Source organism: Rhodanobacter sp. FW101-FHT13A11, from assembly GCF_058790335.1.
Genome location: NZ_JBYTCN010000015.1, coordinates 57,283 through 82,773, shown reverse-complemented (window position 1 = coordinate 82,773; position 25,491 = coordinate 57,283). Strand labels below are relative to the sequence as shown.

The 25,491-nt window shown below is 68.9% G+C and carries 23 protein-coding genes; 12 read left to right on the top strand and 11 right to left on the bottom strand.

Annotation, left to right across the window (positions count from 1 at the left end; all coding sequences use genetic code 11):
* Positions 1-275: 275 nt before the first annotated feature.
* Entirely contained in the window at positions 276-1,499 is a 1,224-nt protein-coding gene (tyrS, locus tag AC3WRN_RS15055; RefSeq protein WP_492623568.1) for a tyrosine--tRNA ligase, read from the bottom strand.
* Between the two features lie 184 nt (positions 1,500-1,683).
* Between tyrS and AC3WRN_RS15050 the strand changes: the two genes are divergently transcribed.
* Both AC3WRN_RS15050 and AC3WRN_RS15045 read left to right on the top strand, forming a co-directional pair.
* Positions 1,684-3,129 (top strand): OapA family protein, encoded by a 1,446-nt coding sequence (locus tag AC3WRN_RS15050; RefSeq protein WP_492623567.1) that lies wholly within the window; start codon positions 1,684-1,686, stop codon positions 3,127-3,129.
* Positions 3,130-3,142: 13 nt separating this feature from the next.
* The gene (locus tag AC3WRN_RS15045; protein ID WP_492623566.1) at positions 3,143-4,273 is read left to right on the top strand and encodes an anhydro-N-acetylmuramic acid kinase; all 1,131 of its coding nucleotides are present in this window, start codon (positions 3,143-3,145) and stop codon (positions 4,271-4,273) included.
* Here the strand turns inward: AC3WRN_RS15045 and AC3WRN_RS15040 are convergent.
* The 3 genes from AC3WRN_RS15040 to AC3WRN_RS15030 form a co-directional block, all read right to left on the bottom strand.
* Positions 4,243-4,554: a hypothetical protein gene (locus AC3WRN_RS15040; protein WP_068096304.1), complete on the bottom strand. Its 312-nt coding sequence runs from the start codon at positions 4,552-4,554 to the stop codon at positions 4,243-4,245. The genes AC3WRN_RS15045 and AC3WRN_RS15040 overlap by 31 nt on opposite strands.
* 137 nt (positions 4,555-4,691) lie before the next feature.
* Complete coding sequence (locus tag AC3WRN_RS15035) at positions 4,692-6,008, bottom strand: AmpG family muropeptide MFS transporter (protein WP_235604456.1); 1,317 nt, start codon at positions 6,006-6,008, stop codon at positions 4,692-4,694.
* Positions 5,998-6,768: an exodeoxyribonuclease III gene (locus tag AC3WRN_RS15030; protein WP_068096307.1), complete on the bottom strand. Its 771-nt coding sequence runs from the start codon at positions 6,766-6,768 to the stop codon at positions 5,998-6,000. Before AC3WRN_RS15030 ends, AC3WRN_RS15035 begins: the two co-directional genes overlap by 11 nt.
* 165 nt (positions 6,769-6,933) lie before the next feature.
* On the opposite strand from AC3WRN_RS15030, the gene pyrE reads away from it, so the two are divergent.
* A complete protein-coding gene (gene pyrE / locus AC3WRN_RS15025) occupies positions 6,934-7,581 on the top strand; it encodes an orotate phosphoribosyltransferase (protein ID WP_068096308.1) in 648 nt (215 codons plus the stop codon).
* A 118-nt stretch (positions 7,582-7,699) separates the two neighbouring features.
* Positions 7,700-8,341 (top strand): DUF4124 domain-containing protein, encoded by a 642-nt coding sequence (locus AC3WRN_RS15020; RefSeq protein ID WP_492623565.1) that lies wholly within the window; start codon positions 7,700-7,702, stop codon positions 8,339-8,341.
* 144 nt (positions 8,342-8,485) lie between these two features.
* On the opposite strand, the gene AC3WRN_RS15015 is transcribed toward AC3WRN_RS15020, so the two are convergent.
* Genes AC3WRN_RS15015 through coaBC form a run of 3 tightly spaced genes read right to left on the bottom strand, consistent with a single transcriptional unit; the run spans position 8,486 to position 12,515 of the window.
* Positions 8,486-10,798: a phosphomannomutase/phosphoglucomutase gene (locus AC3WRN_RS15015; protein WP_492623564.1), complete on the bottom strand. Its 2,313-nt coding sequence runs from the start codon at positions 10,796-10,798 to the stop codon at positions 8,486-8,488.
* A gap of 56 nt (positions 10,799-10,854) precedes the next feature.
* On the bottom strand, positions 10,855-11,313 hold the full coding sequence (gene dut, locus AC3WRN_RS15010) for a dUTP diphosphatase (protein WP_068096317.1): 459 nt from the start codon (positions 11,311-11,313) through the stop codon (positions 10,855-10,857).
* Complete coding sequence (gene coaBC / locus AC3WRN_RS15005) at positions 11,310-12,515, bottom strand: bifunctional phosphopantothenoylcysteine decarboxylase/phosphopantothenate--cysteine ligase CoaBC (RefSeq protein WP_492623563.1); 1,206 nt, start codon at positions 12,513-12,515, stop codon at positions 11,310-11,312. The genes dut and coaBC overlap by 4 nt, the downstream gene beginning before the upstream one ends.
* A gap of 96 nt (positions 12,516-12,611) precedes the next feature.
* On the opposite strand from coaBC, the gene radC reads away from it, so the two are divergent.
* The 5 genes from radC (at position 12,612) to AC3WRN_RS14980 (ending at position 18,023) form a co-directional block, all read left to right on the top strand.
* A complete protein-coding gene (gene radC / locus AC3WRN_RS15000) occupies positions 12,612-13,283 on the top strand; it encodes a RadC family protein (RefSeq protein ID WP_068096319.1) in 672 nt (223 codons plus the stop codon).
* A gap of 505 nt (positions 13,284-13,788) precedes the next feature.
* Entirely contained in the window at positions 13,789-15,501 is a 1,713-nt protein-coding gene (argS, locus tag AC3WRN_RS14995; protein WP_492623562.1) for an arginine--tRNA ligase, read from the top strand.
* A complete protein-coding gene (locus tag AC3WRN_RS14990) occupies positions 15,501-16,205 on the top strand; it encodes an SPOR domain-containing protein (RefSeq protein ID WP_068096322.1) in 705 nt (234 codons plus the stop codon). The genes argS and AC3WRN_RS14990 overlap by 1 nt, the downstream gene beginning before the upstream one ends.
* 205 nt (positions 16,206-16,410) lie before the next feature.
* A complete protein-coding gene (locus tag AC3WRN_RS14985) occupies positions 16,411-17,178 on the top strand; it encodes a hypothetical protein (RefSeq protein WP_068096323.1) in 768 nt (255 codons plus the stop codon).
* Positions 17,179-17,267: 89 nt separating this feature from the next.
* Positions 17,268-18,023: an SDR family NAD(P)-dependent oxidoreductase gene (locus tag AC3WRN_RS14980; RefSeq protein WP_068096325.1), complete on the top strand. Its 756-nt coding sequence runs from the start codon at positions 17,268-17,270 to the stop codon at positions 18,021-18,023.
* 33 nt (positions 18,024-18,056) lie between these two features.
* Here the strand turns inward: AC3WRN_RS14980 and AC3WRN_RS14975 are convergent, their stop codons facing one another.
* From AC3WRN_RS14975 to speA, 3 genes are all read right to left on the bottom strand, one after another.
* Positions 18,057-19,241, bottom strand: a complete 1,185-nt coding sequence (locus AC3WRN_RS14975) for a DUF3734 domain-containing protein (RefSeq protein ID WP_068096327.1) — start codon at positions 19,239-19,241, stop codon at positions 18,057-18,059.
* Positions 19,241-20,041 carry a 3-hydroxybutyrate dehydrogenase gene (locus AC3WRN_RS14970; protein WP_068096328.1) on the bottom strand — a complete coding sequence of 267 codons (801 nt, stop codon included), beginning with the start codon at positions 20,039-20,041 and terminating at the stop codon, positions 19,241-19,243. The genes AC3WRN_RS14975 and AC3WRN_RS14970 overlap by 1 nt, the downstream gene beginning before the upstream one ends.
* Positions 20,042-20,166: 125 nt before the next feature.
* Positions 20,167-22,056 (bottom strand): arginine decarboxylase, encoded by a 1,890-nt coding sequence (gene speA / locus AC3WRN_RS14965; protein ID WP_068096330.1) that lies wholly within the window; start codon positions 22,054-22,056, stop codon positions 20,167-20,169.
* 285 nt (positions 22,057-22,341) lie between these two features.
* Between speA and speE the strand changes: the two genes are divergently transcribed.
* The gene (gene speE / locus AC3WRN_RS14960; RefSeq protein ID WP_068096332.1) at positions 22,342-23,211 is read left to right on the top strand and encodes a polyamine aminopropyltransferase; all 870 of its coding nucleotides are present in this window, start codon (positions 22,342-22,344) and stop codon (positions 23,209-23,211) included.
* Positions 23,212-23,297: 86 nt separating this feature from the next.
* Here the strand turns inward: speE and AC3WRN_RS14955 are convergent, their stop codons facing one another.
* A complete protein-coding gene (locus AC3WRN_RS14955) occupies positions 23,298-23,492 on the bottom strand; it encodes an antitermination protein NusB (RefSeq protein ID WP_068096333.1) in 195 nt (64 codons plus the stop codon).
* A gap of 163 nt (positions 23,493-23,655) precedes the next feature.
* Here AC3WRN_RS14955 and AC3WRN_RS14950 point away from each other — a divergent pair, with 163 nt between their 5' ends.
* Both AC3WRN_RS14950 and AC3WRN_RS14945 read left to right on the top strand, forming a co-directional pair.
* On the top strand, positions 23,656-24,696 hold the full coding sequence (locus AC3WRN_RS14950; RefSeq protein ID WP_492623561.1) for a hypothetical protein: 1,041 nt from the start codon (positions 23,656-23,658) through the stop codon (positions 24,694-24,696).
* Between the two features lie 136 nt (positions 24,697-24,832).
* A complete protein-coding gene (locus AC3WRN_RS14945) occupies positions 24,833-25,468 on the top strand; it encodes a nucleotide-binding protein (RefSeq protein ID WP_068096337.1) in 636 nt (211 codons plus the stop codon).
* Positions 25,469-25,491 lie beyond the last annotated feature (23 nt).

Sequence of the window (25,491 nt, the reverse complement as noted above, 5' to 3'; positions counted from 1 at the left end):
CCCTTTCGGTGATCGCCCCGAGACCTTTCGTCCCGGGTGAGCCGCCCATTCTACATCGCTTTTTACGTCCGTCAACACCTCGGAAGAAGCTTCTTCGATGTCCCGTCAGCTCGTCTGACGACGTTGGGCGACTGCGGGGCGCGAATAATACGACGTGGGATTATTTTGGCAAGCGTTTCTTCAGAAGAATCTCGCGTAAGTGTTGCAAACGGCTGAGTGGTCGCGAGATTTCCCCTGTGCCGGCAGGCACGCCAGCCCGGGCGGGCGGCGCCGGATCAACCCACGGTTCGGGCGGAGACGAGCCGGACGCGAGCGAAATTCCGCTTGCCCACCTGCAGCACGCCCTCGAAGCCGGCACCAAAGACGCGCTGCGCATCCTCGACGACATCCGCGTCGATGCGCACGGCGCGCTCCTTCAGCTTGCGGTTCGCCTCGGAGTTGCTCGCGGTGAGACCGGCCGCAGTCAGCAGGGCGGCCAGACGGATGCCCTCGGCGGGCACCGCGATGTCCGCCTGCGGCAGCAGCGAGGTATCGCCTTCGCCTCGCACCACCGCCTGCCAGCCGGCGATCGCCTGCTCGGCGGCGGCCGCATCGTGGAAGCGCGTGGCCAGTTCGCGCGCCAGCCGCAGCTTGGCGTCGCGCGGGTTGAGTGTGCCGCCGGCCACATCCCGCTTCATCCGCGCCAGCTCGTCCAGCGTCACCTCGAAGCTGAGCAGCTCGAACCAGCGCCACATCAGCTCGTCGCCGATCTTCATGGTCTTGGTGACGATGTCGATCGCCGGCTCGTTGATGCCGATGTAGTTGCCCAGCGACTTGGACATCTTGTTCACGCCGTCCAGGCCTTCCAGCAGCGGCATGGTCAGCACGATCTGCGGCGGCTGGCCGTGATGCTCCTGCAGCGCGCGGCCCATCAGCAGGTTGAACTTCTGGTCGGTGCCGCCAAGCTCCACGTCCGCCTTCAACGCCACCGAGTCGTAGCCCTGCACCAGCGGATACAGGAATTCATGGATCGCGATCGGCTGCTGCGCCGCGTAGCGCTTGGTGAAGTCGTCGCGCTCGAGCATGCGCGCCACGGTGTGCTGGGCGGCGAGCTTGATCATGTCGGCCGCATTCATCTTGCCGAACCACTCGGAGTTGAAGCGCAGTTCGGTCTTCTCGCGATCGAGCACCTTGTAGACCTGCTCGGCATAGGTCTCGGCGTTGGCCAGCACGTCCTCGCGGGTGAGCGGCTTGCGGGTGACGTTCTTGCCGGTGGGGTCGCCGATCATGCCGGTGAAGTCACCGATCAGGAAGATTACCTGGTGGCCCAGGTTCTGGAACTGGCGCATCTTGTTCAGCAGCACGGTGTGGCCCAGGTGCAGGTCCGGTGCGGTCGGATCGAAGCCCGCCTTGACCCGCAACGGGCGACCGCCCTTCAGCCGTTCGGCCAGGTCTTCCCGCTTGATGATTTCGTCGGCGCCGCGCGCAATCGTGGCCAGCGCCTGGTCGAACTCGCTCATGCATTTCTCTCTGGAGGATGACGATGACGGGCAGCAGTCGGGATTGTGACTGCGCTGTCGGCGTTAATTGTGCGTTAACCGGGAATATCGCGCAAACCCTTGATGGAAAAGGCGTTGACGCCATTTACACATGACCGTTATGGTACGCGCAGTTTGCGACTTTGTATCGCGGGGCGCGTACGGCATGGCAGAAGAAAATCAGGGGGCGCGGCAAGCCCGCAGGCAGGCGATCTGCCGCAAAACGCTGCGTCGCCACTCCCGTTTCTACGAGCGTTGCGCGCACTGGTCGTTCAACCGTTCGGGCGAAGTCGAACCGATCCGCTGGCACCGCGAGCGCCTGGTGCTCGCCGGCACCGCGCTGCTGATCACCCTGTTGTCCGGCTTCATCATGCCCGCCTGGGCCAGCGCCATGCGCCCCGCTCCCGCGCCGGAACTGCATTCGTTGCTGCCGCTGGCGTTGCCCAAGGTCGCACCGCCGGATGCCTCGGCCGCCACCGTCGACGAATGGCAGGTGGTACGGGTGCAGCCCGGCCAGACGCTGTCGGATATCTTCACCGCGCGTGGCCTCGGCATGGCCGACCTGCAGAAGGTGCTGGACGCCGCCGGTGACGCCCGATCCGCGCTGCACAGCATCCGCCCGGGGGAGGAATTCGACTTCCTGCTCGGCGCCGACGGCAGCCTCAACGGCTTCCGCTTCGACCGCGACCAGGCCAGCCGCGCGACGGTCCGCTTCGACGGCACGCAACCCACCGTGGCCGTCCAGCAACGCGACATGGACCTGCGCGAACAGGTGGCGCACGGCGTGATCCGCAGCAGCCTGTACGCCGCCGGCGACCAGGCCGGCATGGACGCGGCGATGGTGGGCAAGCTCGCCGACCTGTTCAAGTACGACATCGACTTCGTGCAGGACCTGCGCGAGGGCGACAGCTTCACGGTGATCTACGACGACATCTACCGCGACGGCGTGCGCTACGGCCAGGGCAACATCATCGCGGCGGAGTTCATCAACCAGGGCAAGCGCTATACCGCCTACCGCTTCAGGAAGGCCGACGGCAGCTACGGCTGGTACAGCGAGGACGGCCGGCCGATCCAGAAATCGTTCCTGCGCATCCCGGTCGACTTCACCCGGATTTCCTCGACTTTCAGCGTTGCCCGCATGCATCCGATCCTTGGTCGCATGCGCGCACACAAGGGCGTCGACTACGCCGCGCCCAGCGGCACCCCGATCCATGCCGCCGGCGATGGCGTGATCAAGTTCCACGGCTGGGAACGCGGCTACGGCAACTTCGTGGTGATCCAGCACAACAGCAGCATCAGCACCGCCTACGGCCACATGTCGCGCTTCGTGAAGGGCCAGCGCGTGGGCGAGCGCGTGCGCCAGGGCGAGGTGATCGGCTACGTCGGCATGACCGGCCTGGCCACCGGCCCGCACCTGCACTACGAATTCCGCGTCAATGGCGCGCAGCGCAACCCGCAGACGGTGACCCTGCCCAAGCCCGAGCCGCTGCCCGCCGCGCAGATGGCGCGCTTCAAGGCCGAGGTGGTGAAGCCGCAGCTGGCGCGACTGACCGAGCTGGACGCGCGCATCAGGCTGGCGCGCACTGGCGCCCCGGCCAACCACGACAACTGAGCGCCCGCCGCGCATGGACGACGCCTCGGCGCTTTATATCGGGCTGATCTCCGGCACCAGCGCCGACAGCATCGACGCCGCACTGATCGGCTTCAGTCGCGGCGTGCCGCAACTGCAAGCGAGTCGCGCACTCCCCTGGCCGGAGGATCTGCGCAGGCAGATGCTCGCACTGGCCCAGGGCGAAGGTGCGCTCGACCTGGATGCATTTGGACGGCTGGACGTCCAGATCGGCCACTGCTTCGCCGATGCCGCGACGCAGCTGCTCGAACGCAGCGGCACGCCGGCAGCGGCCGTCCGCGCGATAGGTTCACACGGCCAGACGCTGCGCCATCGCCCCACCGGCGAATACCCGTTCACCCTGCAGCTGGGCGACCCCAGCGTGATCGCCGAACGCTGCGGCATCGATGTGGTGGCGGATTTTCGCCGTGCCGACGTCGCGGCAGGCGGGCAGGGCGCGCCGCTGCTGCCGGCGCTGCATGCGATGCTGCTGGCGCGCCCAGGGCATGCGCGGGTGGTGCTCAACCTCGGCGGCATCGCCAACATCACCGTGCTGGGCGCCGACGGCAGCGTGTTCGGCTTCGATACCGGCCCGGCCAACGGCCTGCTCGACGCCTGGTGCCTGCGCCAGCGCGGCGAACCGTTCGATCGCGCTGGCGCGTATGCCGCCAGCGGCCGCGTCGACGCCGGCCTGCTCGATGCGTTGCTGGCCGATCCCTACTTCGCGCTGCCGCCGCCGAAGAGCACCGGGCGCGAATACTTCCATCTGGACTGGCTGGCCGCGCGCGCACCGCGCGCCACGCTGGACCCGGCCGACGTGCAGGCGACGCTGCTGGAGCTCACCGCGCGCAGCATCGCCTCGGCGATCGCCCGGCACGCGCCGCAGGCGCAGGAGGTGCTGGCCTGCGGCGGCGGCGTGCACAACAATGCGCTGATGCACCGCCTTGGCGAACTGCTGGCGCCGCGCGTGTTGCTGGGCACCTCGCGCTACGGCATCGACCCGGACTTCCTCGAAGCCACCGCGTTCGCCTGGCTGGCGCGGCAGCGCCTGCTCGGCCTGCCCGGCAACCTGCCGACGGTGACCGGCGCCCGCGGGCCGCGGGTGCTGGGTGCGATCTATTCCGCGCCCGCCGCGCGCCCGGCATAGCCGATGCTTTCCGGCGCCAGTTGAGTCGGCCGGGTCTGCGCCAGCGCGCGCAACGCTTCCTGGAACACCCCCTGTTCCGCGGCCTCCCAATCGCCATCGAGGACCGCCAGTGCATCGGGGTCACGCAGACTCTCGCTGAATTGCTGCGCGGCCGAGATGCCCAGGCCGCAGCGCAGGGCGTGCAGCATCACGTCATTGATCGAGCACTGGCGATCCCTGGCCAGCGACCTGATGCGCTCGACGAGCAGGCTGTCGATATGCTGCAGGATCATGTCCGGCATAAGCGTCACTCCGTGTTACACATGCCCTGTGTCGCGGATCCTTGCACAACCGCCGCCGCGGTACACACCGCGATGACGATTTCGTGGCCGACTTGGCAATTCCGCTGTGAACGCAGCCACGCCCGGCGATCGACGACCTAGGCGGCGCCTTCCGCCGCCGCACGCGCACGCTCTTCGCCGCGGAAGTATCGCCACAGGCCGGCGAACAGCAGCACCGACGGCAGCACCGCCAGCACCGTGATGACGAAGTAGCCGCCGTAGCCGGTGGCGGTGGCGATGCCGCCGGCGAAGAAGCCGAGCAGCTTGCCGGGCAGGTTAACCAGCGAGCTCAGCAGCGCGTACTGGGTGGCGGTGTGCTGGCGGTTGACCAGCGAGGAGAGGAACGCCACCGTCGGCGGCCCCAGCATGCCCAGGGTGAGGTTCTCGCCGGAGATCACCAGGGTCAGCACCAGCAGGTCGCCCGGATGGTCGATCAGCAGCAGGTACAGCAGGTTGCTGCAGCCACACAGCACGATGGTGGCGCCGAGCGGGCGCCACGCGCCCCAGCGTGCCACCGCGGCGCCGCCGAGGAACACGCCGACGATGCCGATCCAGATCCCGTAGATCTTGGTGATCGTGCCGATCTCGGTCTTGGAGAAACCCATGTCGCGGTAGAACGGGCTCATGATGCCGCCGATCGTGGCCTGCTCGGGTATCTTGAACAGCAGCAGGAACAGCAGCGTCACGCCGGCCAGCACCCAGCCGTAGCGGCGGAAGAAATCGGCGAACGGATCGATCACGCTCTCGCGCATCGCATCGCGCCAGCACGTGGCCCGTACCCGCAGCACCTCCGGCTCGCGCGCGACCAGCGTGGTCGCCAGCGGTACCGCCATCGCCAGCGCCATCAGCGCGTAGACCAGCCGCCACGGCAGGTGGTCGGCCAGGATCAGCGCCACCGCACCGGCCAGCAGCAGGCCGATGCGGTAGCCGAGCGAGTAGGTGGCCACCAGCGCGCCCTGCGCCTCGATCGGTGCGATCTCGATGCGATAGGCATCCACCGCGATGTCCTGGGTGGCGCCGAAAAACGCCACCGCCAGCGTGGCGGCGACGAACGGCACCAGCTGCTGCGGAGTCAGCACGGCCATCGCAATCAGGCCCGCGGTCACGCCCAGTTGCGCGAACAGCAGCCAGCCGCGGCGCTGGCCGAGGCGGCCGAAGCCGGGGATCCGCCCATGGTCGAGCAGCGGTGCCCACACGAACTTGAACGCATAGGTCATGCCGGCACTGGCGATCATCGTGATGTCTTTCAGCTCGATGCCGTTTTCCTTCAGCCAGTACGCCAGCGTGCCGGCCACCAGCAGGAACGGCAGGCCGGAGGAGAAGCCGAACAGGAACATCGTCCACGCCGCCGGTTGGGCGAACGCCCGCCATACCGACGGCTTCGCCGGCTTACGCGCCAGCGGCTCAGTCGGCATAGTCGACGGTATATGGCGCGTGGTCGGAGAAGCGCTCGTCGCGGTAGATCGAGCAGGCCTTCAGGCGCTCGCGCAAGCTTGGCGAGACGACCTGGTAGTCGATGCGCCACCCCACATTGTTCGCCCGCGCCTGGCCGCGGTTCGACCACCAGGTGTATTCGACCGCGTCCGGCTTGATCGCGCGGAAACTGTCTACCCAGCCGCGCTCGCGGAACAGCAGGTCCAGCCATGCGCGCTCTTCCGGCAGGCAGCCGGAATTCTTCTGGTTGGAACTCCAGTTCTTGATGTCGTTCTTGGTGTGCACGATGTTCCAGTCGCCGCAGATCACGTAGTCGCGGCCGCTCTTCAGCCACGCATCGAAGATCGGCGTGATCCACTCCATCGCCTTGAACTTGAACTGCTGGCGCTCGTCGCCGGAGGAGCCGGACGGGAAGTACAGCGAGACCACGCTGAGCTGGCCGAAGCGCGCCTCGATGTAGCGCCCCTCGTTGTCGAACTCGTCCCAGCCCAGTCCGGTGAGTACCTGGTCGGGCTCGCGCCTGGCGTAGATCGCCACGCCGCTGTAGCCCTTCTTGCTGGTCGCGTCGCGATAGAAGCAGTGATGGCCGTCGGGGCGGAACATCGGGTCGGTGAGCTGGCCTTCCTGCGCCTTGGTCTCCTGCAGGCAGACCACGTCGGCGCGCTGACGCCGCAGCCACTCGAACACGCCCTTGCTGGCGGCCGAACGAATGCCGTTGGCATTGAAGCTGATGATGCGCATGCGAACTCCTCGGGCGGCGGATCATCATAGCAACCATACCGGCCCGGTCCGTCCTCCGCGCGGGCGCCAGCGCCGGCTTCGTCCGCGACGGCTGTACCATGGCGGCCGTGCCGGCCCGCAGCGCCCGCTGTCGCGGCCCGACTTCCACCGTTTGCGAGATTTTCCGTGCACGACTACCAGCGCGACTTCATCGAACTCACCCTGCGCCGCGAGGTGCTGCGCTTCGGCGAATTCACCCTGAAATCCGGCCGCCAGAGCCCGTACTTCTTCAACATGGGCCGGATCGACTCGGGCGCTGCGCTGGCCCAGCTCGGCCGCGCCTACGCCGCCGCCGTGATGAACTCCGGCATCGCCGTCGACATGCTGTTCGGCCCGGCCTACAAGGGCATCGCGCTGGCCGCCGCCACTGCCATCGCGCTGGCCGATGGCCACGGCCGCGACCTGCCGTGGGCATACAACCGCAAGGAGGCGAAGGATCACGGCGAGGGTGGGGTGCTGGTCGGTGCACCTCTGGAGGGCCGGGTGCTGATCGTGGACGATGTGATGACCGCCGGCACCGCGGTGCGCGAGTCGCTGGCGCTGATCCGCGCCCATGGCGCCAGCCCGGCCGGCGTGCTGATCGCGCTGGACCGGCAGGAGCGCGGGCAGGGCGAGCGCTCCGCCGCGCAGGAGCTGGCGGCCGACTACGGCATCCCGGTGATCGCGATCACCAGCCTCGACGACGTGCTGGCATATGCCGGCGAACGGCCGCAACTGGCGGCCGAACACGCCCGCCTGCTGGCCTACCGCGAACGCTACGGCGTCCGGCGCTGATCCCGGCTTCCGGCCGGCGCACTCCAGCGAACCCGGTCACAGTGGCGACCATCGCCGCCGGCACCACGGTAGGCAGCGCGATGACGGCGGCTATACTTGGCCTTCCAAGGGGGAGTTCATGCGTAATACCTTGCTCATCGCCGCTGCCGTCATGCTGCTCGCCAGCCTGTCCGTGCGCGCACAGAACAGCGGCAACATCCGCTACAAGTGGCATGACGCCCAGGGCCTGATGCATTTCAGCGACAGCCTCACCGCCGAGGCGATGAAGTACGGCTATGACCTGGTCAACGACCACGGCATGGTGGTGCAGCACGTGCCGCGTCAGCTGACCGCCGAGGAACGCGCCGCCGCCAACAAGCTGGCCGCCGAACAGGCCGCCAGGCAGCGGGCCGCGCAGGAGCAGGCGAATGCCGATGCCCAGATGCTGTCGGCCTACCCGGACGAGGAGTCATACAAGATCTCGCTGCAGCAGGTGCTGGACACCATCGACCAGCAGATCCACACCACCCAGATCAACCTGCGCAGCCAGGAGAAGGCGCTGACCGACCTGCTCGGCCGCGCGGCCGATATCGAGAACGCCAAGGACGCGGTGCCCAAGACCCTCGCCGACAGCATCGCCCAGCAGCGCAACGTGGTCGCCGGGCAGCGCACTACGCTGCGCCGCCAGCAGGCCTTGCGGGAACAGACCGTGCAGTCGCAGGCCAAGCAGCGGGCGCATTACCGCGAACTCAAGGCGGCCCAGGCGCAGCCGGCACAGTAACGTCCGCCACGGAACCGGCCGCGGCGAGGCGCCTCTCCCGCCATGACGCGACGGGCGTATTCCCGTCCACGCACGAGCCTGTCTTCCGCAGCGGCAAGCGGGCGCATTCGCGCGGGCCCCGGCGACGGCGGGGTCCGCGGCTTTTCAGAAGGGCAGATTCAGCGTGGCGTCCACCGCCAGCAGCTGCCTGCGGAAGACCTGCTGGATCCGCTTCAGCGCAGCCGGGTTGTCCGCTTCGAACCGCAGCACCAGCACCGGCGTGGTGTTCGACGCGCGCACCAGGCCCCAGCCGTCCGGCCAGTCCGCGCGCAGGCCGTCGATAGTGATCAGGCTGGCGCCCTCGAAGCTGGCCTGCTGGCGCAGCTTGTCCATGAAGCGGTAGTGCTCGCCCTCGGCCAGCTCGACCTTCAGTTCCGGCGTGGAGGTGCTCTTGGGCAGGGTGGCGAAGATCTCCTCCGCGCTGCGCCCCTCCAGGTCGCCGGCGAGGATCTCCAGCAGCCGCGCGGCGGCGTAGATGCCGTCGTCGAAGCCGTACCAGCGCTCCTTGAAGAAGAAGTGCCCGCTCATCTCGCCGGCCAGCTCGGCGCCGGTCTCGCGCATCTTCGCCTTGATCAGCGAATGCCCGGTGCGCCACATCAGCGGGCTGCCGCCGGCGTCCAGGATCTGCCCCTTCAGGTGGCTGGTGCACTTCACGTCATAGATGACCGTGGCACCGGGCTGGCGCGACAGCACGTCGCGCGCGAACAGCATCAGCAGGCGGTCCGGATAGACGATCTCGCCGGAACGGCTGACCACGCCGAGCCGGTCGCCGTCGCCGTCGAACGCCAGGCCGAGATCGGCGCCGGTCTGCCGCACGGCGTGGACCAGGTCCTCCAGGTTGTGCGGGTCGGACGGATCCGGGTGATGGTTGGGGAAGGTGCCGTCGACGTCGCAGTACAGCGGCACCACCTCGCAGCCGACGCCTTCCAGCAGTTGCGGCGCGATCGCGCCGGGAATGCCGTTGCCGCAGTCGACCACCACCTTCAGGCGGCGCTCGGCCAGCACGTCGGAGACGATCTTCTCGATATAGTCCGGCACCACGTCGACCTGGCGCACGCTGCCGCCGCCACCGCCGGCCAGCGCGCCGCTGGCGATGCGCTGATACAGGTCCTGGATCGCGCCTTCGGACAGCGTCTCGCCGCCGACCACGATCTTGAAGCCGTTGTAGTCCGGCGGGTTGTGGCTGCCGGTGACCGCCACGCCGCAGCCGGTGTTGAAGCGGTAGGCGGCGTAGTACACCACCGGGGTCGGCACCGCGCCGACGTCGATCACGTCGACGCCGGCCTCGCGCAGGCCCTCGGCCAGCGCACCGGCCAGCTCGGGCCCGGACAAGCGGCCGTCGCGGCCCACCACGATCTCGCGCAGACCCTTCTCGCCCATCAAGGTGCCGATCGACTGACCCAGTGCCCGTGCCACGTCGCGGTTCAGGCTCTTGCCGACCACGCCGCGCACGTCGTAGGCGCGGAAGATGCTCGGATCCATACTGGCCGGCGCGGCGACCGGCGGCGCGGGCGGCAGCTCCAGCGGCTTGACCCGGGCCGGAGCGGCCTGGCGGGCCGGCAGCGGCACATCGGGCTCCTCGGCCTCCGGCTCCGCTTTCCAGCGCAGGCGCAGACGCAGCAGGTGGATGCCGCCGCCGAGGCCGAGCAAGGCCAGCAACCCGCCCAGCAGCCACGACCGCGGCAATACGATGAAGGCGCCCGGCAGGCCGGCGCCCACGCTGAACGCGCTGCCGGGAACCGGCTTGCCGACCGCCTCGGCCTCGGCCGAAGCCGCGCCATGCGAATACAGCTGCACGTTGCCGCGATCGTCGCCCTGGCGCAGGTCGAGCCGGCCGCCGGCCGGGGAAACCGCATCGAAACGCTGCTTCAGCGGCGCGAACGGCAATTCGATCCAGGCCCAGGCCTGGGCCTGCTGCGGCGGCCCCAGCGGAATCACCAGACTCAGCCGACGGTCGCCGCTGCCATAGGAAACGCTCTGCACCGGCGGGATCCCATCGGCACTCTGCGCCCCCATCAGCTGAGCCGCCTTGGCATAGCCGAACACGCGATAGTTGGCGTGCAGCACCTCGCCCAGGTCGCCGCTGTACAGCTCCAGCTTTTTCACCTGCGGCAGGCGCTGACGCAGCGCAGCGGCGGATTGCGCCGGGGCGCTCATCAGCGTCGCCGGATCCACCGAGGCGAGCACCTTCTCGACCGCGGCGCGCTGGCCGGCGATTTCCTCGGACAGCGCCTTGACCGCCTCGTCCTGGGCCAGGTGTACCTGCCGGACCGCGTCGCCTTCGTCGGCGATCAGCCAGGTCTGCCAGGCGCAGAACAGCCCCAGCAACAGCAGGGCGGTGCCGCCAGCCAGGGGCAGCAGGTCCCGCCAGTCGACCTGGAAGCCCCGCAGCCGTTCTTTGCCGATGTTCAACGCCATACCCGTCCCCGCGGCTGTACTTCAGGCCGGACCGCTGCTGCCGGGCCGACCCTCGATTATTGGACGCCGGTCGAGCCGAACCCGCCGCTGCCGCGTGCGCTCGGCGCGAAATCGGCCACGATGTTCAGCCGCGCCTGTGCCACCGGCACCAACAGCAGCTGGGCGATGCGGTCGCCCACGGCGATGGTGTACGCCCGGCTGCCGCGGTTCCAGCACGAAATCATCAGGGGCCCCTGGTAGTCGGCGTCGATCACGCCGACCAGGTTGCCCATCACCAGCCCATGCTTGTGGCCCAGCCCCGAGCGCGGCACGACCAGCGCGCACCAGCCCGGATCGCCGATGTGGATGGCGATGCCGCTGGGCACCAGCGCACTCTCGCCTGGTTGCAATGTCAGCGGCTGCTCCAGCGCGGCGCGCAGGTCCATGCCGGCACTGCCGGCGGTGGCAGCCTGCGGCAGCGGAATGCTGTCGCCCAGGCGCGCATCGAGGATCTTCAGCTCGACATCGATCGTCATCCGCGCGTCGCCCGGTAGCGCTCGGCCACGTGGGCGACCAGCTGGCATGCCAGCTCGGGCTTGGCCGCGCGCGGCAGCTCCACCGCACCGCCGGCCCAGTACAGGGTCAACGCATTGTCGGCGGCCTCGAAACCGAGGCCGTCGCCCACCTGGTTTGCCGCGATCATGTCCAGCCCCTTGCGCTGCAGCTTGTCCTGCGCATAACCCGCCACATCATGCGTCTCCGCGGCGAATCCGACCAGGAACGGGTGCGCGGTTTGCGCCGAGAGGCTGGCCAGGATGTCCGGATTCTCGCCCAGGCGCAGCACCAGGTCGCCGCCGTCGCGCTTCTTCAGCTTCTGCGCGGATACCTGCTGCGGGCGGTAGTCGCCGACCGCCGCCGCGCCGATATAGATATCCGCCTGCGCTGCCGCCTGCAGCACCGCCGCGTGCATCTGCGCCGCGCTGCGCACGTCGACGCGCCGCGCCACGCCAGTAGGCGTGGCCAGGCCCACCGGCCCGGCCACCAGGGTCACCTCGGCGCCAGCCTGCGCGGCAGCCGCGGCCACCGCGAAACCCATCTTCCCCGAGCTGCGGTTGCCGATGAAGCGCACCGGGTCGATGTCCTCGTAGGTGGGACCGGCACTGACCACCACCTTCAGCCCGGCCAGCGAGCGAGCGCCGAACGAGGCCACCAGCGCGTCGCGCAACTCGTGCGGCTCCAGCATGCGGCCGCTGCCGATGTCGCCGCAGGCCTGGTCGCCGGATGCCGGCCCGAGGATCAACGCGCCATGCCGGCGCAGCGTGTCGAGGTTCGCCTGCACCGCCGGGTGCGCCCACATCTGCTGGTTCATCGCCGGCGCCAGGTACAACGGCGCGGCGCTGGCCAGGCACAAGGTGGTCAGCAGGTCATCGGCCAGGCCATGCGCCAGCCGCGCCAGCAGGTCGGCGCTGGCCGGCGCCACCAGGATCCGTTCGGCCCAGCGCGCCAGTTCGATATGCCCCATCGCCGCCTCGGCCTGCGCGTCCCACAGGCTCGCCCGCACGGGCTGGCCGGACAGCGCCTGGAACGTGGTCGGGCTGACGAAGCGGGTGGCGCCCTCGGTCATCACCACGCGCACCTCGGCGCCGAGGTCGCGCAGGCGGCGGACCAGTTCGCAGGACTTGTAGGCGGCGATGCCGCCCGACACTCCGAGCAGGATGCGGCGTTGGGCAAGACTCATGTAGGGCGGGCCTGACAATCGGGCAGACACGTAGCTTACCGGATTCGTTCGCGCGTACCGCTGCCCGGCGACGGCGGCCTCGGGCACGGTACGGCCATGAGCATCCGTCACTGGCCCGAAGGGGAACGCCCCCGCGAAAAATTGCTGGCGCGCGGTTGCGGCGCGCTGTCCGACGCCGAGCTGCTGGCGGTGCTGCTGGGCAACGGCAGCCGCGGCAAGGACGCGCTGGCGCTGGGCCGTGAACTGCTGGCCCACGCCGGCAGCCTGGGCGCACTGCTGGCCCGGCCCGAGCGGCCGATCCGCGTCGGCGGACTGGGTCCGGCCAAGCGCGCGCGGATCGCCGCCGCGCTGGAACTGGCCCGGCGCAGCCTGGCCGAACAGCTGCTGGAGAAGCCCAGCCTGGGCAACCCGCGCGACAGCGGCAACTACCTGCGCGCGCAATTGCGTCACCTGCCCTACGAGGTGTTCGGCTGCCTGTACCTGGACAACCGCCACCGCGTGCTGGCGTTCGAGGAACTGTTCCGAGGCACCGTGGACGGCGCCAGCGTGCATCCGCGCGAGGTGGTGCGGGCCTGCCTGCAACACAACGCCTGCGCGGTGATCTTCGCCCACAACCATCCTTCCGGCGTGGCCGAACCGAGCGCCGCCGACCGGGCGATCACCCATGAATTGCGCGATGCGTTGCAACTGGTCGGCGTGCGCGTGCTCGACCACCTGGTGATCGGCAGCGGCGAGCCGGTGTCGATGGCCGCCCGCGGCCTGCTCTGAATGCCACCCCACAAAAAAACGGCGTGGCATGAGCCACGCCGCGAGGCCGATTGTGGGAGGTGGGGGGAGAGCGGCATCCCCGGGCCGTGACATGGAGGGGAGTTCATGCCCCGGCCTGATCAGTGTCGCAGTGCCGCATGACGAAAGCATGACGCCTGCACTGAGCGGAAGTGTCGCCAAGTCGCGGGAACTTATGCACAAAGCGACAACACCGGCACCTGCCAGGCCCATCCACCCATCGACTCTAGATTGATTATGTAGCTGGTTGATTTAAATCAATAATTTATTCTTGCCGCGGGATAATCGGTGCCCGCAAGCCGGTACCGCATCATGGCTTGCCGCTTTCCCCACAGACTTATCCACAGACCGGCTCGCGGCGGCGCATCATAATTTGGTCATACCCGGATCAACGCATTGACCCGCATCGCCACCGCCCATGACGGCGCGTTTCGTCACGGGTCGGTCTGTTAGGATTGGCGGTTCCATCACGAAACCGACCCCACCCGTGAAAGAACAGCTGCGCGAATTGGTGCTGCAGGCGATCCAGACCCTGCAAGGCACCGCCACCTTGCCCGCCGACCTGGTCCTGCCCGGTTTCGTGATCGAGCGCGCGCGCAGCCGCGAGCATGGCGATTTCGCCAGCAACGTGGCGATGCTGCTGGCCAAGCATGTCCTGAGCCCCGTCGAAGGGACGGCGCGTGCCAAGCCGCGCGAACTGGCCGAGAAACTGGTTGCCGCCCTGCCGGCGAACACGCTGGTGGAGAAGGTCGAGATCGCCGGCCCCGGCTTCATCAACTTCTTCCTTGCGTCGGGCGCCTACCACGCCGAAGTACGCCGGATCTTGGCCGAAGGCGACGCCTACGGGCGCAGTGTCAGTGGCCGCGGCAAGACCGTGGGCGTGGAGTTCGTCTCGGCCAACCCGACCGGACCGCTGCACGTGGGCCACGGCCGCAACGCGGCGATCGGCGACTGCCTGAGCCGGCTGCTCGACGCCACCGGCTGGAACGTGAAGCGCGAGTTCTACTACAACGATGCCGGCGTGCAGATCGCCAACCTGGCGATCTCGGTGCAGGCGCGAGCCCGCGGCATCACGCCGGACGACAGCAACTGGCCGGAGAATGGCTACCGCGGCGACTACATCGCCGACGTGGCGCGCGCCTACCTCGATCGCGAGTCGGTGCTGGCGGGCGGCGAGACGGTGACCGGCGCCGGCGACGTGGACAACCTCGACGCAATCCGCCACTTCGCCGTGGCCTACCTGCGCCGCGAGCAGGACCTGGACCTGCAGGCCTTCGGCGTGGGCTTCGACACCTATTTCCTGGAGTCCTCGCTGTACAGCGACGGCAAGGTGGAGGAGACCGTGCGCGAACTCATCGCGCACGGCCATACCTACGAGGAAGGCGGCGCGCTCTGGTTGCGCACCACCGATTTCGGCGACGACAAGGACCGCGTGATGCGCAAGTCCGACGGCACCTACACCTACTTCGTGCCGGACGTGGCCTACCACCTGTCGAAATGGCAGCGCGGCTACGGCAAGGCCATCACCGTGCTGGGCTCGGACCATCACGGCTCGCTGGCGCGGGTGAAGGCCGGCCTGCAGGCGCTCGATTGCGGGATTCCCAGGGGCTACCCCGACTACATGCTGTACCAGATGGTCACGGTGATGCGCGGCGGCGAGGAGGTGAAGATCTCCAAGCGCGCCGGTAGCTACGTCACCCTGCGCGACCTGATCGACGAGGTCGGCAAGGACGCCACGCGCTACTTCCTGATCTCGCGCAAGTCCGACTCGCAGCTGGTGTTCGACATCGACCTGGCCCGCTCGCAGTCGAACGACAACCCGGTGTACTACATCCAGTACGCGCATGCCCGCGTCTGCAGCGTGCTGCGCCAGGCGCCGGAGAAGGGCTTCACCGTCGACCTCGCCGACGGCTTGGCCAACCTGGCCCGGCTGGACAACGAGCACGAGCAGATCCTGCTGACCGAGCTGTCGAAGTACCCCGAGCTGGTCGAGGCCGCCGCGGCGAACCTGGAGCCGCACCTGGTCGCGGCATGGCTGCGCGAGCTGGCCAACGCGTTCCACACCTACTACAACTCGCACCAGTTCCTGGTCGAGGACGCCGCACTGCGCAACGCGCGCCTGGTGCTGGTAGTGGCGACCCGCCAGGTGTTGAAGAATGGTCTGGATTTGCTGGGCCTCGGCGCCCCGGAGAAGATGTAATGGCAGCACGCAAGGGCAGGGGCCGGCAGGCCGTGCGCAACGGCAGCAACGGTTTCCCGGGCTGGGGCTACGCGGTCATCGGCCTGGTGGCCGGCGCGATCCTGATGGCGGTGTTGATGCGCGGCAGCCTGCTGACGGGCCTGCGCAAGAGCGACGGCCCGCAGGCGAACCCGCAGGCCACCGCCGAGCGCGGCAGCGCGCCAGGCATGCTCGAATCGGGCGCCGGGGACAACGCGCCGAAGAAGCCGCAATTCGATTTCTACTCGGTGCTGTCGGAGAAGGAAGTACGCATTCCCGACGCCGAGATCAGCGCGCAGGCGCGCGTCGAGCAGCAGCAGAAGCAGCAACAGGCGGCGCAGTTGCAGGCGCAGCGGGCCGCGCCGGCAGCGGCACCGGCGAACGCGCCGGCCACGGTCACCCAGGACGTCACCGCCGCACCGGCCAGCGCCATGCCGCAACCCGCGACCGGCAGCGGCTACCTGCTGCAGGTCGGCGCCTTCCCGAACGCCGCCGACGCCGAAACGCTGAAGGCGAAGCTCGCGCTGCAGGGCTTCGTCGCCAACGTGCAGTCGGTCAGCATCGGCGGGCAGACCTACAACCGGGTGCGCCTGGGCCCGTTCCGCTCGGCCACCGAGCTGGAATCGACCAAGCAGCGCCTGGCCGGCGCCGGGATCAACGCGATCGCACTGAAGGAAGGCCGCTAGGTTCCGCTCCCCGGCTACCCGGTCGCCCGAGGCCGCGCCCGCAGCGCGGCCTTTTTGTTGCCTTAAACACGCGTGAAGTCCGTCCACGGCAACCTTCACGCCCCGCTTCGCCGGCGCTGCGCACAATCGCCGCTGCGCTCCATTACACCGGCACGCAAGGGATGTCCTATCGACGCAAGGGGGCAAGTGCCCAGGGGAGGTTCACATGAAGATCAGCACAGTCTGGCTGGCGCTGGCGTTCGCGCTGGCGTGCACCGGCGCACAGGCGGCGGACAACGTGCGCGTCATCCGCGATTTCACCGACATGGTGGCGCCCGCCGACCAGCAGGCGTACGAGGCCGGCACCAAGAACTTCAACCAGTGCCTGCACCAGCACGGCTTCAAGTACAACTGGACGGCCTGGACGCACGAAACCGGCGATACCTACAGCTACTCCTATGTGTCCGACCCGGTGCCGTGGGCCAGCTTCGACGCCATGGACACTGCGATCAAGGCGTGCCTCGGGGTGATCAAGTCCGACGTCAACCCGCACCTGAAGAGCGAGTCCAGCGCGTTCCTGCAGGCGATGCCCGAGCTGAGCCACCAGCCCAAGGACATGGGTCCGGCATCGCCGTTCATCGAGGTCACCTACTTCACGCTCAAGTCCGGCCACCAGGCCGCGGAGACCTTCATGGCCGCCGCGAAGAAGATCGCCGCCGCCGCCACGAAGTCGAACTGGCCCCACTACTACCAGATCGGCCGGCTGGTCGACGCCGGCGACGGCGCACCCGACTTCATCCTGGTGATCCCCGGCAAGAGCTGGGCGGACCTGGGCACGGAACCCGACCCCGGCGTGTGGAAGATGGTCGAGAACGTGTACGGCAAGAGCGAAGCCGCCGCGATCCGACAGTCGATCGGCGACGTGGTCACGAAGGAGTCCTCGCACGTGGACAGCTACAACGCGGAGCTGAGCTACATCGCCTCCAGCAAGTGAGTCATGCCACCCGATCCGGACGGCCGGGACAGGAAGCACGGTCGCCCGGATTCGCGCGCGTCATCGTGCCTGCCACTACACTGGCGGCCATGACGACCAAAACTGCCTGGATCACCGGCGCCACCTCCGGGTTCGGCGCCGCCACCGTGGAACGCTTCGTGGCCGGCGGCTGGCGGGTGATCGCCAGCGGCCGCCGCATGGAACGGCTGCAGCAACTGGTGGCGCGCCACGGCGCCGAGCGCGTGCACCCGATGGCATTCGACGTTCGTGACGAGACGGCGATGCGCGCCGCGCACGCGGGCCTGCCGTCCGCGTTCGCCGGCATCGACCTGCTGGTCAACAACGCCGGCCTCGCGCTGGGCACCGCGCCGGCGCAGCAGGCCGACCTCGTGCAGTGGAAGCAGATGATCGACACCAACGTCACCGCGCTGGTGACGCTGACCCACCTGCTGCTGCCCCAGCTGATCGCGCGCCGCGGCGCGATCGTCAACATCAGCTCGATCTCGGGCAGCTACGCCTACCGCGGCGGCAACGTCTACGGCGGCACCAAGGCCTTCGTCACCCAGTTCTCGCAGAACCTGCGCGTGGACCTGCACGGCAGCGGCGTGCGGGTGAGTTCAATCGAGCCGGGCATGGCTGAGACCGAGTTCACCCTGGTGCGCACCGGCGGCGACCAGGCCGCCTCCGACCAGCTCTACGCCGGCGTCCACCCGATCACCGCCGGCGACATTGCCGACACGATCTGGTGGATCGCCAACCTGCCGCCGCACCTCGACGTCACCCGGTTGGAAATCATGCCGACCAGCCAGTCGGCGGCGGGGCTGCAGGTGGCTCGGGATGGCTGAAGGCTTGCGCCGGCGCTGCCCGACCGCGAGCCTTCAGCCGCCGTTGCCGCGATGCACGTCGTGGGTCACGAAGGGATGTTCGGGATCCGGCACGGCCAGCCAGTGCGGGTGCGCCAGTGTGTGGCGCATATCGTCCCGCCCGCTCTGCCAGTGGCCGCGCATGCTGGCGGCGCTGAACTCGTAATCCTTGAAATGGCCTTCGTGCGGCCGGTCCTGGTAGATCAGGTGGATCACGTTGGTCAGCGCCACCGCCGAGCGCGCCTCGGCATGGCGATACGCCGGGTCGCTGCGGCGCTCGGCCGGCACCAGCGCCATCACGTCGTGCAGCAGGCGGCGGTGTTCCTGCGTGCGGCGCATGAACTCGGTGACCAGCCGGGTGCGGCTGGAGTACTGGATCTCCTTGCTGCGCTCGGCCACGTCGGCGAGGTCGCGCGGCAGCGTGCCGCGGGCACTCCACAGATCGACCTGGAACACCAGCGTGTCGCAACCGGGGCGTTCGCTCAGCACTTCGTACAGCGGGGTGTTGGAGACCATGCCGCCATCCCAGTAGAACTCGCCGTCGATCTCCACCGCGGGGAAGCCCGGCGGCAGCGCGCCGGAGGCCATGAAGTGCTCGGAACGCAGGCGTTCGCGGCGATTGTCGAAGTAGGCGAAGTTGCCGCTGCGCACGTTCACCGCACCCACCGCCACGCGCATCCCGCGCGGATCGTTGAGACGGTCGAAATCGGCCAGCCGCTCCAGCGTGCTGCGCAGCGGCGCGGTGTCATACCAGCTCACGCTGCCCGGCGTGGCGTGGGCACCCATGAACGGCGACGGCTGGCGCGGGCGGAAGAAGCCGGCCTGGCCTTCGGTCATCGCGCGCCAGGCAGCCAGGCCGCTCAGTCCGTTGAGCCATGACGTGGGCCACGCCACGGCGTCAAACCAGGGCAGCGCCGGCGTGTCCGGCCACAGCGGCGGGCGGCAGATTGCCTCCCAGAACTCGCGCAGCCGCTCCACCCGTCGCTCGGGCGCGTTGCCGGCGATGATCGCCGCGTTCAGCGCGCCGATCGAGATGCCGGCCAGGCGGGTGGGCTGCAGGCCGGCCTCGTCCAGTGCCTCGAACACACCGGCCTGGTAGGCGCCGAGCGCGCCGCCGCCCTGCAACACCAGGGCGACGGTACGGTAATCGCGGGCCACCGCCGCGGCCAACGACCCCGCCGGATCGTGCGTGGCCGCCATTACTGCATGAACCAGCCGTGGCTGACCACGATGCTCTGGCCGGTCAGCGCGGCGGACGGGAAGGTGGCCAGGTACAGCGCGGTCTGCGCGATGTCCTCCACCGTGGTGAAGACGCCGTCGACGGTGTCCTTCAGCATCACGTTCTTGATCACGTCGGCTTCGCTGATGCCCAGCTCCTTCGCCTGCTCGGGAATCTGCTTCTCGACCAGCGGCGTGCGCACGAAGCCGGGGCAGATCACGTGCGAGCGCACGTTGTGCGGCGCGCCTTCCTTGGCCAACGTGCGTGCCAGGCCGAGCAGGCCGTGCTTGGCAGCGACGTAGGCGGACTTCAGCTTCGATGCCTCGTGCGAGTGCACCGAGCCCATGTAGATCACGATGCCGCCGCGGCTCCTGCCGGTACCGTCATCCTGGTACATGTGCTGCAGCGCTGCCTTGGTGGTGAGGAAGCCGCCGTCGAGGTGGATCGCCAGCATCTTCTTCCAGTCGGCGAAGGCGAACTGCTCGATCGGGTTGATGATCTGCACGCCGGCGTTGGAGATCAGGATGTCCAGACGGCCAAATGCAGCGACCACCTTGTCGGTGCCGGCGTTGACCGCCTCCTCGCTGGTCACGTCCATCGCCACGCCGAGCGCCTTGCCGCCGGCCGCATTGATTTCAGCCGCCACCTTGTCCGCGGCGTCCTGGTTGATGTCGGCGATCGCCACGCTGGCGCCGTGCTTCGCATACAGCTCGGCAATCGCCTTGCCGAGGCCGCTGGCCGCGCCGGTGATCAGGGCGACCTTGCCATTGAGACTTGTCATGCGTTGCTCCTTGGATGGGAATGGGGAAGGCGCGACCACGGCGGCGCGACCATCCACCGGATTGTAGGGACCGCCGCGACCGCCGCCATCGGACCTTGGGGCAGGCCGCGCGCCCCATCACGTCGTCAGCGGGCGTCCTCGGCCAGGTAGGTGTACGCGGTGAGCCCGCCGTCGAGCGCGTCATACAGCTTCGCGGCTTCGGCGCCGGTCACGCCCGCGCCGGCGATGCGTTCGCGGTAACTCCGGCGCAGCGCCTCGAGGTCGTAGCCGACGTAGTCGAGCATGAGGTCGGTGGTGTCGCCGCGGCGTATATGCGCGAAGGTGTAGCCGTCGCCCTCCACCCGCACGTTGACCGCGTCGGTGTCGCCGAACAGGTTGTGGATGTCGCCCAGCGTCTCCTGGTAGGCGCCGACCATGAAGATGCCGAGGCGGTAGCTCTCGCCGTGCCGCAGCGCGTGCAGCGGCAGGCTGACGTCGACGCCTTCGGCGTCGACGTAGTGGTCGATGCGGCCGTCCGAGTCGCAGGTGAGGTCGACGATCACGCCGCGCCGCGCCGGCCGTTCGTCCAGCCGGGCGATCGGCGCGATCGGGAAGATCTGCCCGATCGCCCACACGTCGGGGATCGACTCGAACACCGAGAAATTGACGAAGTACTTGTCGACCAGCTTCTCGTCCAGCTCGTCCAGCGCCTGCCGGTGCGAGCGCTCGGCGGGCAGCAGGCGGGCGCGCACGGCGTTGGCGATCGCGTAGTACATCTCGTCCAGCCGCGCGCGGTCGGCCAGCGCCAGCTGGCCCAGCGCGTACAGCGTCTGGCCCTCGCTGAGGTGATGCTGGGCCTCGTGGAACAGTTCCAGCGCGGGGCGCCGGTCGAGTTCCTCCCAGGTCTCGCGCAGCCGGCGCAGCACCGCGGGCTCGTCCGCGCACGGCGGCGGGATCGCGCCGGCCGGCACCGGCTCCACCTCGGTCACGTTGACCACCATCACCGCGTGATGCGCGGTCATCGCGCGGCCCGCCTCGGTGAGGATGTGCGGCGCGTCGAGCCCTTCGGCCTCGACCGCCTCGGCCAGCGACTGCACGATGGTCGAGGCGTACTGCTCGATCGAGTAGTTGATCGAGTTGTGGCTGCGCGAGCGCGAGCCTTCGTAGTCCACGCCGAGGCCGCCGCCCACGTCGACGATCTCCAGCGGCACGCCCATCCGGCGCAGCTCGACGAAATAGCGGGTGGCCTCGCGCATGCCGTTGGCGATGTCGCGTACGTTGGAGATCTGCGAGCCCATGTGGAAGTGCTGCAGCTTCAGCGTGTGCTTGAGGCCGGCGGCGTCGAGCCGCTCGACCAGGGTCAGCACCTGGTTCGGCGACAGCCCGAACTTGCCCTTGTCGCCGCCGGTGTTCTGCCACTTGCCGGCGCCGATCGAGGCCAGCCGCACGCGCACGCCGAGCAGCGGCTCCACGCCCAGCGCCTGCGCCTCGCTGAACACGTGGTCCAGCTCGGACAGCTTCTCGATCACGATAAACACGCGCAGGCCGAGCTTCCTGCCGATCAGCGCCAGGCGGACGTATTCGCGGTCCTTGTAGCCGTTGCAGATCACGATCGAACCGGGCCGCGCCATCGCCAGCACCGCCATCAGCTCGGGCTTGGAGCCCGCTTCCAGGCCGAAGCCGTGGCTGCCGGCGGCGACCAGCTCGCCGGCCACGCCGCGCTGCTGGTTCACCTTGATCGGGTAGATCGCGGTGTAGCCGCCGGCGTAGTGCCACTCGCCGATCGCCTTGGCGAACGCGCCCTGCAGCCGCGCCAGGCGATCGGCCAGGATGTCCGGGAAACGCACCAGCAGCGGCAGCCGCAGGCCCTCGGCGCAGGCGCGTTCGACGATCCGCGGCAGCGACAGCGCCGGGCCGTACGCGCCGCGCGGGCGCATCACGATCTCGCCGGCATCATCCACGTCCACGTAGCCGTCGCCCCAGTGCGGCACGGCGTAGGTGTGGCGGGCGGTGTCGACAGTCCAATGGTTCGCCATCAGCGTTGCTCCTCGCGCAAACGAATGATGTCGTCGCAGCGGCGAGCCTTGACGCTTTAGCTCTACACGAGCACGAGCCCGAGCGACCGGAAGCCTCGCACGCCGCGGGGCCGATCGGACTGGTCGGCGGCCGGCGCGCTGCGCCGGCCATGCCGAGCGCCATTGTAATGGGCGGCTGTGACGATATGCGCAAATCGCTACCGGGCGCTTTCGGGACGTTCACCGCCGTTGTCGCTACAATTGGCGGTCTTTGTCCTTCCACCCGGTACGCCAGGAACACCCGCCATGTCGCAGCAGCCCACCTCGAATGAAGCCAGCTGGTTCACCGAAGCCCACCAGGCTTCCGGTTCCTCCATCGGTTTCCGCACCGAGCAGCTGCTGCACGCGGAGAAGACCCCGTTCCAGACCATCGAGATCCACAAGACCACCGACTGGGGCAACCTGATGGTGATCGACGGCTGCGTGATGCTGACCAGCCGCGACAACTTCCTCTACCACGAGATGATGACCCACCCGGCGCTGTTCACCCACGCGCGCGCCAAGCGCGTGGTGATCATCGGCGGCGGCGACTGCGGCACGCTGCGCGAGGTGCTCAAGCACGAGGAAGTCGAGCATGCGGTGCAAGTGGAGATCGACGAGCGCGTCACCCGCCTGGCCGAGCAGTACTTCCCCGAGCTGTGCGAGGCGAACGGCGACCCGCGCGCCGAGCTGCTGTTCATCGACGGCATCAAGTACATGGCCGAGGCGGAGCCCGATTCGCTGGACCTGATCATCGTCGATTCGACCGACCCGGTCGGCCCGGCCGAGGGCCTGTTCAACGCCGCGTTCTACGCCAGCTGCCACAAGGCGCTGCGCCACGGCGGCCTGCTGGTGCAGCAGAGCGAATCGCCGCTGGTCCACCTGGAGCTGATCAAGTCGATGCGCTCGGCGATGCGCACCACCGGCTTCAGCGCGGTGAAGACGCTGCCGTTCCCGCAGCCGTGCTACCCCACCGGCTGGTGGAGCTGCACCATGGCGCGCAAGGGCGGCGACCTGTCCGGCTTCCGCGAGCGCGGCGCGCTCAGCAAGAACTTCCCCACCCGCTACTACAACGCCGAGATCCACAAGGCCGCGCTGGCCCAGCCGGAGTTCATGCGCGAGGCGCTGGGGGAGTAAGAGCAGGGATTCGGGATTCGGAAGAGCCGCGGCCTGCTGCTTTTCCGAATATCCAATCCCGAATCCCGAATCCCGAATCCCGTCGCTCAAAACATCTTCGAGCGCACCTTCGGCAGCAGCACCAGTAGCAAGGTGGCCAGCGGGCCGAACAGCAACGACAGCAGGAACCACAGCAGGCCGCTGCGGTTCCTGCCCTGCGCCAGCGCGGCATTGATCAGGGCCAGCGTACCCCAGCCGACAAACCAGGGTGCGCCGTCGGCGAATGTCGACAGATGATCCACTACGCGTCTCCCGAACGATGATCGTGGGGGCGCGGCCCTGCGCCGGGGAACCCCATCCTAGCAAGCCTTGCCGCCCCGCTCCGTCTTCGCCGGCCGATGGATCAGCCGCGCTTAATCCGCGGGAGGTATGCTGCGCGCTTTGCCCGATTGCGGAGCCGACCCCATGATGCGTGGATGGCATAGCCTCGCCCTGGCCTGCGCCCTGTCGCTGGCCGCCGCACCGGCATTCGCCGGCAAGACCCCCGCCGACAGCGCCCGCGCCACCCCGGACAAGGCGACCCAGGCCCGCGACAAGGCCCAGCTCGCGTTCCAGCGCGACCTGGTCAGCGTGCTGGCGCCGAACGACGACCCGCAACGGCTGCTCGGCGCCGCCCTGCTGGCCCGGCCGCTGTTCAACCAGCCTCCGGAAAACAGCTTCCACCGGCTGATCGAGCGCGCCACCCGCGCCGATGGCGCCGATGCCGCGCTGTTCTGGGTGCAACTGGCCGATTGCGACGCGCAGGCCGACGCCTGCCCGAACGCCGCCGCACTGGAACGCCTGCTCGGCCAGGCACCGGACAACGCCGCCGCATGGCTGGTCAAGCTCGGTGTCGACGCGCACGACATGAAGCAGGACGCTGCCCGCGAGGACCTGGCCAAGGCGGCCGCCGGCAAGCTGTACGACGACTACACCGGCGCCAGCCTGAAGGCGCTGGCCAACGCCGTCGGCGTGCTGCCGCCGCCGCCCGCCACGCTGGACCCGGCGCATCCGGGCGGAACGGCCGGCATGCAGGCCGTGCTGGTCTTCGGGCTGGCCGGCACCCAGCCGCAGCCGAGCCTGCCGCTGGTCGCCAAACTGTGCGAAAACGCCGGCGACGACGCCTCGATCCGGGCCGACTGCCTGAAGCTGGGCAAGACTCTCGAATGGGGTTCCAGCCCGCTCGCCCGCTCGCTCGGCCTGCACTTGCGCGAGGTGCTGGCCAAGGACCCGGCCCAGCAGCAGGACGCCCGGGACGCCCGTCGCCACCTGGTCTGGCAGGTGCAGAACTTCACCCGGCTGCTGGCCCAGGCACAGGACGAACCGGCGCTGGCCCAGCACCTGCTGGCCCTGGCCCGCAACGGCGGCACCGAGACGAGCCTGCTGCTGGCCGCCCTGCGCGACCGCAACATCCCCACCGAAGCCCCCGCCGACTGGCAGCCGGCGGGAGCGAGAAGCAAGAAATGAGGAGTGCGCAGTGAGAGAGAAGCCGAAGACGCGGCACGCCTCTCACTCCTCTCCACCCACTCCTCGCCCCACCCCCATTCCCCTTTCCCACCTTGCCCGCTAGGCTTGGACCACCTTCCGTGGCAGGGGTGATCCGATGCTTACGACGCTGGTGGCAAGCAGCAAGGGTGGTTGCGGCAAGAGCACGCTGGTGACGCAACTGGCGTCGCATTGGGCCCAGGCGGGGCAGCGCACCGCGATCATCGACGCCGACCGGCAGCACTCCAGCTTCCATTGGGCCGAACTGCGGCCCGACAGCGTACCCGGCGTGCTGGCCTTCGACAGCGGCCGGCGCAACCTGCAACGCGTGCCGGCGGACACCGAGCAATTGCTGATCGACACCCCCGCCGGCTCCGGTGAAGCCGAACTGGAGCCGTACCTCGACGCGGCGGACGTGCTGCTGGTGCCGGTGCTGCCCTCCTCGTTCGACCTCGATGCCACGCTGCGCTTCCTCGGCGAGCTGCAGTCGATCCGCCGCATCCACCGCGGCAAGCTGCCGGTGGCGCTGGTCGCCAACCGGCTCAAGCTGTGGACCCACGCCAGCCAGGACGCGCTGGCCCGGCTCGCCGAGCAGTCGCCGTTCCCGATCGCCGCGCAGCTGCGCGACAGCCAGGCCTACGTGCTGCTCGCCAGCCTCGGCAAAGGCATCTTCGACTACCAGTCCGAACAGGTCCGCAGCCACCAGCAGGATTGGAAGGCCCTGCTGCGCTGGATCAAGCGCCAGCAATCGTGAGGCGCGCCATGCCGCCGGCCGCG

Coding starts and splice junctions, on each gene's coding strand:
- dut (WP_068096317.1), bottom strand. CDS start 11,313: ATGACGATCGATGTCGAGCTGAAGATCCTCGATGCGCGCCTGGGCGAC.
- speE (WP_068096332.1), top strand. CDS start 22,342: ATGTCGCAGCAGCCCACCTCGAATGAAGCCAGCTGGTTCACCGAAGCC.
- coaBC (WP_492623563.1), bottom strand. CDS start 12,515: ATGAGTCTTGCCCAACGCCGCATCCTGCTCGGAGTGTCGGGCGGCATC.
- AC3WRN_RS14975 (WP_068096327.1), bottom strand. CDS start 19,241: ATGGCGGCCACGCACGATCCGGCGGGGTCGTTGGCCGCGGCGGTGGCC.
- AC3WRN_RS14990 (WP_068096322.1), top strand. CDS start 15,501: ATGGCAGCACGCAAGGGCAGGGGCCGGCAGGCCGTGCGCAACGGCAGC.
- AC3WRN_RS15030 (WP_068096307.1), bottom strand. CDS start 6,768: ATGCGCATCATCAGCTTCAATGCCAACGGCATTCGTTCGGCCGCCAGC.
- AC3WRN_RS15045 (WP_492623566.1), top strand. CDS start 3,143: ATGGACGACGCCTCGGCGCTTTATATCGGGCTGATCTCCGGCACCAGC.
- radC (WP_068096319.1), top strand. CDS start 12,612: ATGAGCATCCGTCACTGGCCCGAAGGGGAACGCCCCCGCGAAAAATTG.
- AC3WRN_RS15050 (WP_492623567.1), top strand. CDS start 1,684: ATGGCAGAAGAAAATCAGGGGGCGCGGCAAGCCCGCAGGCAGGCGATC.
- AC3WRN_RS14950 (WP_492623561.1), top strand. CDS start 23,656: ATGATGCGTGGATGGCATAGCCTCGCCCTGGCCTGCGCCCTGTCGCTG.
- AC3WRN_RS15040 (WP_068096304.1), bottom strand. CDS start 4,554: ATGCCGGACATGATCCTGCAGCATATCGACAGCCTGCTCGTCGAGCGC.
- AC3WRN_RS15020 (WP_492623565.1), top strand. CDS start 7,700: ATGCGTAATACCTTGCTCATCGCCGCTGCCGTCATGCTGCTCGCCAGC.
- AC3WRN_RS14945 (WP_068096337.1), top strand. CDS start 24,833: ATGCTTACGACGCTGGTGGCAAGCAGCAAGGGTGGTTGCGGCAAGAGC.
- AC3WRN_RS15035 (WP_235604456.1), bottom strand. CDS start 6,008: ATGCCGACTGAGCCGCTGGCGCGTAAGCCGGCGAAGCCGTCGGTATGG.
- AC3WRN_RS15015 (WP_492623564.1), bottom strand. CDS start 10,798: ATGGCGTTGAACATCGGCAAAGAACGGCTGCGGGGCTTCCAGGTCGAC.
- AC3WRN_RS14970 (WP_068096328.1), bottom strand. CDS start 20,041: ATGACAAGTCTCAATGGCAAGGTCGCCCTGATCACCGGCGCGGCCAGC.
- speA (WP_068096330.1), bottom strand. CDS start 22,056: ATGGCGAACCATTGGACTGTCGACACCGCCCGCCACACCTACGCCGTG.
- AC3WRN_RS14985 (WP_068096323.1), top strand. CDS start 16,411: ATGAAGATCAGCACAGTCTGGCTGGCGCTGGCGTTCGCGCTGGCGTGC.
- tyrS (WP_492623568.1), bottom strand. CDS start 1,499: ATGAGCGAGTTCGACCAGGCGCTGGCCACGATTGCGCGCGGCGCCGAC.
- AC3WRN_RS14980 (WP_068096325.1), top strand. CDS start 17,268: ATGACGACCAAAACTGCCTGGATCACCGGCGCCACCTCCGGGTTCGGC.